This window comes from Alteromonas abrolhosensis (assembly GCF_001953635.1).
In the GTDB taxonomy this organism is placed as follows: Bacteria; Pseudomonadota; Gammaproteobacteria; order Enterobacterales; family Alteromonadaceae; genus Alteromonas; species Alteromonas abrolhosensis.
On sequence record NZ_MEJH01000008.1, the window covers coordinates 177,611 to 183,610 of the forward strand.

Annotated in this window: 5 protein-coding genes and 1 rRNA gene; 3 read left to right on the forward strand and 3 right to left on the reverse strand. The window is 42.3% G+C overall.

The genetic code is table 11. The features are described 5' to 3' along the window. Positions 1-70: 70 nt before the first annotated feature. Positions 71-1,198, reverse strand: a complete 1,128-nt coding sequence (locus tag BGK61_RS13535) for an acyl-CoA desaturase (RefSeq protein ID WP_076011079.1) — start codon at positions 1,196-1,198, stop codon at positions 71-73. A 341-nt stretch (positions 1,199-1,539) separates the two neighbouring features. Between BGK61_RS13535 and fabR the strand changes: the two genes are divergently transcribed. After that, the gene (fabR, locus tag BGK61_RS13540; RefSeq protein WP_076011080.1) at positions 1,540-2,136 is read left to right on the forward strand and encodes an HTH-type transcriptional repressor FabR; all 597 of its coding nucleotides are present in this window, start codon (positions 1,540-1,542) and stop codon (positions 2,134-2,136) included. Between the two features lie 120 nt (positions 2,137-2,256). Here the strand turns inward: fabR and trmA are convergent, their stop codons facing one another. After that, on the reverse strand, positions 2,257-3,354 hold the full coding sequence (trmA, locus tag BGK61_RS13545; protein WP_081099447.1) for a tRNA (uridine(54)-C5)-methyltransferase TrmA: 1,098 nt from the start codon (positions 3,352-3,354) through the stop codon (positions 2,257-2,259). Between the two features lie 175 nt (positions 3,355-3,529). On the opposite strand from trmA, the gene BGK61_RS13550 reads away from it, so the two are divergent. Next, positions 3,530-4,843 (forward strand): DUF5610 domain-containing protein, encoded by a 1,314-nt coding sequence (locus BGK61_RS13550; RefSeq protein ID WP_076011081.1) that lies wholly within the window; start codon positions 3,530-3,532, stop codon positions 4,841-4,843. Between the two features lie 77 nt (positions 4,844-4,920). Here BGK61_RS13550 and BGK61_RS13555 read toward each other — a convergent pair whose 3' ends face one another. Then, on the reverse strand, positions 4,921-5,385 hold the full coding sequence (locus BGK61_RS13555) for an RNA recognition motif domain-containing protein (RefSeq protein WP_014950707.1): 465 nt from the start codon (positions 5,383-5,385) through the stop codon (positions 4,921-4,923). A 473-nt stretch (positions 5,386-5,858) separates the two neighbouring features. On the opposite strand from BGK61_RS13555, the gene BGK61_RS13560 reads away from it, so the two are divergent. Further along, positions 5,859-6,000 (forward strand): 16S ribosomal RNA (locus BGK61_RS13560); the annotation flags it as partial.

Below are 6,000 nucleotides of genomic sequence, written 5' to 3' on the forward strand. Positions count from 1 at the left end.
ATAAAAAAAACCACATAAGCAGACACTTATGTGGTTTTTATAGGTTCAACTCGTAATGCAGAGCGTTAGCTTATGCCATTTGCAGGGACAGGCTTTGTAGCTGTGTCCATTTCTCTTTCTGTACAGCAAAGGCATGTTTCAGCTCTTTATATTTATACGCAAGTTCTAATCCCTCAATGCTGCGCTTTAGCGTACGTTGCTTAACGCGCATTACGCGTTTTTTCGTTGCGTAATAATCACTCATACGCTGCATTAACAAATCGTATTCTTCTTGTATGGTGTGCATCATTTCTTCTGCATTTGGTAACAGCGAGACTTTTTCGCTTGCTCTTTGCAGCTGCATGGCAGCCAATGCTTTCTCGATGCGCTCTTCTGGAACCTTGCGAAGGTTTGACGTAAGACCTACTAGTGATAATCCTTTAATAAGCCATTTTGTAGGATCAAACTGATACCAGCGAATGCCATTACGGTAGTCGTACTCAAAGATGTGATGGTAATTGTGATAACCTTCACCAAAGGTAAAAAACGCAAGAATACCGTTATCTCGTGCTGTGTTTTTATCGGTGTAAGGCTGGCTACCCCAAAAATGAGCAAGCGAATTGATAAAGAAGGTTACGTGATGCACTAGCACCAGGCGAAGTACACCGGCTACCAAGATCATGCCTAATACGTCACCATTTAAATAGCCCAGAAGACCTGTGATACCAAAGTTGGCCGCCAGCACGATGGGCAAATAGTAGTTATGCTGCCACATCACCACTTTATCTTTTTGAAGATCTTTACAGTTACTGTAGTCATCGTAACGTTTGGCCTGATACTCACGCAACATCCAGCCGATATGCGCAAACCAAAGCCCCTTCTTCGCAGAGTAGGGGTCTTTGTCGTTATCATCAACATGACGATGATGAACGCGATGATCTGACGACCAGTGCAAAATACTATTTTGCAGCGCCATAGCGCCACCAATCGCAAGGATCACACGAACTACCACATTGGCGTCGTAAGTTTTATGCGACCATAAGCGGTGATAGCCGGCAGTTATAGACATACCGGTAAAGTAAAATAGGAATATAGCCGCACCGATTTCTGCCCAATCGATGCCTTGATACGCCACCCATAGCGGCACACCAATAAACGCAATTGCGCCAGATATAATAAATACCAGCACATTAGTAAGGATAAGAGGAGGTTTTTTCATTTTATACAACTTGGCTTACAACTGTTCGCTAATTTATCGTTTTACGAGGCTTCAGGCAAGCAAAACCCAGATTAGTTCTGCTTACATGTGTAAAGTTTAATTATAGTAAAGCTACGCTGAAGCGCTCGTTAATTGTGGCTTTTTCCGCTTAATGCTTGTTTATAAAAGAGATGATTCTGTTTCTCTTTCCCCACTGGTGTGTGTTGCGATAAACTACACATGCTAGTCTTTGATGTACGAAGTTTGATTGCGTTAATGGCTATACAGATGACGTAAGGGCTTCAACCCTAAGCGCTAAAAATCATCAAGCCGTTTAGAGCTAATCAACCTATGGTGCGAATGTGAGTCGACAAGAACAGAAATTAAAAACCCGCCAAAATATCATTCATGCTGCGTTTTCTTTGCTCGATGAAAACCGCAGCTTATCTGCAATCAGCTTGCGTGAAGTTGCCCGAGAGGCAGGTATAGCACCTACGTCTTTTTATCGACACTTCAAAGATATGGACGAATTAGGTTTAACGCTGGTGGATGAAGCCGGTTTAGCATTGCGGCAGCTTATGCGTCAGGCAAGGCGGCGTATAGCCTCTGGAGGTGGCGTAATACATACTTCTGTTGAAACCTTCATGGAATTTATTGCGGCAAATACAAACGTATTTCGTTTATTATTACGCGAGCATACTGGTACGTCGTCGGCTTATCGGTTGGCAGTATTTAGAGAGATTCAACACTTCATCGACGAGTTGACCGACTACATTATTGAACAGCAGGGCGTAGAATACTCATGCGCGCAGCTTCAAGCTGATGCTATGGTTAGGCTCGTATTCAGTGCAGGTGCTGAAGCACTAGAAGCTGATGATAAGCTTCGCCGCGAAATTGGTGAGAGAGTGAAAGCACAGCTTCGCTTCGTTCAAGTAGGTGCAACGCAAAAAAGCGTATAATTGAATTAGTGGCGATTGGCCTTTTAAGTCCACATCGTTTGCTCTAATCAAAGCCACCTTATTCTAATATGTCTTCATAGGCCTTTGTGACTCCAAAGGCCTTGTCAATTTTTACCAAAACTAGCTTTTGCGTGTAAGTAAAACGCCAGCCTCAATGTGATGAGTAAACGGGAATTGATCGAATAATGCCGATTGAGCAACGTCGTGAGTTTCACTTAAAAGCTCAAGATTTTGCGCCAACGTTTCAGGGTTACACGAGATATACACGATATTATCGTAATCCTGAATCATTCTAAGCGAGTCTTCATCCAACCCAGCTCTTGGTGGATCGACCAATACAGTTGTGAAATTATATGTACTTAGATCAATGCCTTCTAAGCGACTAAACGTACGTTCACCTTTCATAGCCTGAGTGAATTCTTCAGCGGCGAGTCTTACGATCTTCACATTATTAAGCTGATTTTGTTCAATATTAAACTGCGCAGCTTGTACAGAGGGCTTGGCTATTTCGGTCCCCACAACATTATCGAAGTGAAGCGCTAGCGGCAGTGAGAAGTTACCTGCACCGCAATACATCTCCAGTAAATCGCCAGAGAGCGGCTTTACGCAATCTAGTGCCCATTCAATCATGCTACAGTTCACTTCGGCATTGGGCTGAGTGAAGCTATTTTCGATATGCTTAAATATGAATTCTTTGCCATTAACGGGTAAGCGCTCAATAACAAAATCGTTGTCGATAATAAGCTTTTGTTTTCTCGCACGGCCGATGATGTTTACTTTCGGAAAGTGAGCCTCGAGTTTCGCCTTTAATTCTTTTGCAGCCTCTTGCCACTTCTCATCTAGTTGACGATGGTATAAAAGGCTGATGACAAGCTCGCCAGATAGTGCAGAAAGATAATCGATTTGAAAAAGCTTCTTTCTTAGCACTTCATTTGGTCTTACTTCTTCAAGCAACAGCGCCATAGCATCGTTTATTGCTTTACAAGCAGGAGGAAAGCTATCTACGCGGTACTTTTCTTTTGTTTCCTGGTTGAACATGATGTGAAACAAATCATCGCCTTCATGCCATACTCTAAATTCGGCGCGCATACGGTAGTGCGTTGGTTGCGATGGAAATACGGTTAAGTCAGGCGCATTGAACGGAGAAAGTAACGCAGTAAGACGTTCTACTTTTTCGTCCAACTGAGCTTGATAGCGTTGTTGTTCGGTCGCGGTCATAAAATTCTCCATTCAATATTGAGGTCGCGAATTGTAGTCCCTTATAAAATAACTGCAACAAGCTCTATCTACTTCTGCATTATTATTAGGAACGAACTAGTAAAAAAGCTGTATTAAAATTAAACAATACTGATTCTTTGCCGATAATAAGATTGAGGATAGTGAGGATCAAATTATGAACGTGGGTCAAATTAAGGCTTTTATGGGCGACCAGAAGGTCGATCAAAAAGCAGATCAAAAGGCATCAGTTCACCCGAACGAAATGTTGAAAAAGCAGTTACAGCAAGACGGATTGCAGCAAGCGGCTGAGTTTTCTAAACAACAAGCGGCATCAGTATCTGTTTCCAGTAGCCAAACTAGCATCGGCTTACGTGTGGTGAGTAGCAGCCTTAACCAAGCGTTGGTCATAGATGGCCAAAAGCCACAAGAAGCCAAAGAGAAAACCATTGAAGATAAGTCGAACAGTTTGTTCGACTTTGAAAAAGTTGCCAGAAACGTACTTAAGTTCGTAGGTGGCGTCATTAGAGGTGCGGCAAACGGTGGTGCCAGCGAAGAAAAGCTTAATGGCTTATTTAGCCAAGCGAGAGAAGGCGTAAGCCGTGGATTCGCTATGGCTGAAAAAGACCTCGCTGGTTTTATGAATGAAGAGATTGAGCAAGGGATGACAAAAAGCCGCGATCTCATCGATACAGGAATAAACGATCTGGAAACTGACATATTTGGTCGACAGCAGCCGAACGCTGTAACGCTTTCGTCCTTAAACGCGGTAGCTGCATCGGATGAGAAAAGCGGAAGCTTGCTGATTCGAACTAAAGATGGCGACGAAGTGAGTTTTAGTTTTGAGAGTCTTCGCTCGTTTCAGGCGTCCCAGCAACTTAACTTCCAGGCTCAGGCTTCTCAGGAGCAATCTGGCAATAGTGGTGAGCAAAGTGAAAGCAGCTTCTCGACGTCTTACACAGAACAAACGTCGTATCAATATTATGAGCGTAGCGGTATTAGCTTTTCATTGAAGGGCGAACTTGATGAAGATGAGTTGGAGTCGATAGCTGATTTGGTTGGTCAAGTTCAGGATCTCGCAGACACCTTTTACAATGGTGACATCGACAAAGCGTTTGAAGAAGCATTAAGTTTAGGTTTTGACGATAAAGAGTTGGTTGGCTACGCATTGCAGCTGAACAGAACAACACAGACCGAAGTATTAAAGACATATGAGAACATTCAGCATTATAACGATGATAAAAGTGATAATGCTAAGTTCGGGAATGTAGTTAGCCCGATAGCTCAATATTTAGAGAAGATGATGGATACTTTTGCTAATGCCGAAAGTACGTTAGGAAGTAACGAAGACTATAATACCTTAATAGGTGGGTTGATCAGTGAAATGAAAGATGTGCAGGTGCCAGACCTTGTATCTGCCATAAATAGATTTCATGCTTTCAATCAAACATTACTCAATGGACTTCCTCAATCTGCTGAGACGAGTGAGTAACTAACTATTCATTAATATAAAAGCCCGGTAGCGAAAGCTAGCCGGGCTTTTTTATAGCCTTTAAACCGTACGTAGAATTACGCGTGTTCGACTTTGTCCTTTGCAGGGCGAACTTTTAGCGTTCGTTCCTGGAAGATTGAGTCGTTGGTTTTATCGATAACACTGTTTAGGTCGTCTGTTACAACCTCGATAAAACCGTATCCTTTTCGTTTTCCAGTTTTGCGATCCTTCATTAAGCGAACCGACTGTACTTCAATAAAGCTACTGAAGTATTCCTTTACTGCGTTTTCGTTTGCTCTATAAGGCAAATTACCCACGTATAAGGTTTCTACTGATCCGTCATTAGAATGTGCTCTGGCATCTGAGGAAGATGGACTTTGAATAAGAGACGCTAGCCAAGGAGTAACGATACCGCTGATCAGCAGAGCTGCTGATACGGTTAGTGGAACATGGACGTTTAAACTAGCAGAAGAAAATAACAAGTAACCTGCAATTGCAAAAATAGCGCTAATAACAGCGCATTGAATAAAGCCTACTTTCATATACCTACCTTTCTATTGTTTATTATGGTGTTGGAGGCTGTACATAGTTTACTCATTTGTAACAAATTGAACAATAAAATGTGAAAAAACTAGTCGAAAGATGCATTGAGCAACGAGAAATGATGCAGAAATGAGCGGTTAACACCAAAAGTGGCTTAAAAAGCAAAAAAATCCAATTTAAGTGTTGATCTTTCACAGGAGGTATCTATAATGCGCTCCACGTTCTGAGGGGGCTTCGAGAAAAACAAAGCCAACTTAGCAACAAGTGCGAAACCAAGTTTTCAAACAAATAAAAAGTTTAAAAACATGGTTGACATCGAAAATAAACGATGTAAAATGCGCACCTCACTCGAACAGGGTGAGTCGCTAAGAAGCAACGGCTTTTAGTGAATGTTCTTTAAAAATTTAGACAAGACAATCTGTGTGGGCACTCGTTAAGAGTGTCACAACGACGATTCATATTTCGATATATTTAATTGAAGAGTTTGATCATGGCTCAGATTGAACGCTGGCGGCAGGCCTAACACATGCAAGTCGAACGGTAACATTTCTAGCTTGCTAGAAGATGACGAGTGGCGGACGGGTGAGTAATGCTTGGGAACTTGCCTTTGCGAG

Bases quoted from the DNA above. Each gene is read 5' to 3' on its own strand.
- BGK61_RS13550 (WP_076011081.1), top strand. From the start codon at position 3,530: ATGAACGTGGGTCAAATTAAGGCTTTTATGGGCGACCAGAAGGTCGAT.
- BGK61_RS13555 (WP_014950707.1), bottom strand. From the start codon at position 5,385: ATGAAAGTAGGCTTTATTCAATGCGCTGTTATTAGCGCTATTTTTGCA.
- BGK61_RS13535 (WP_076011079.1), bottom strand. From the start codon at position 1,198: ATGAAAAAACCTCCTCTTATCCTTACTAATGTGCTGGTATTTATTATA.
- trmA (WP_081099447.1), bottom strand. From the start codon at position 3,354: ATGACCGCGACCGAACAACAACGCTATCAAGCTCAGTTGGACGAAAAA.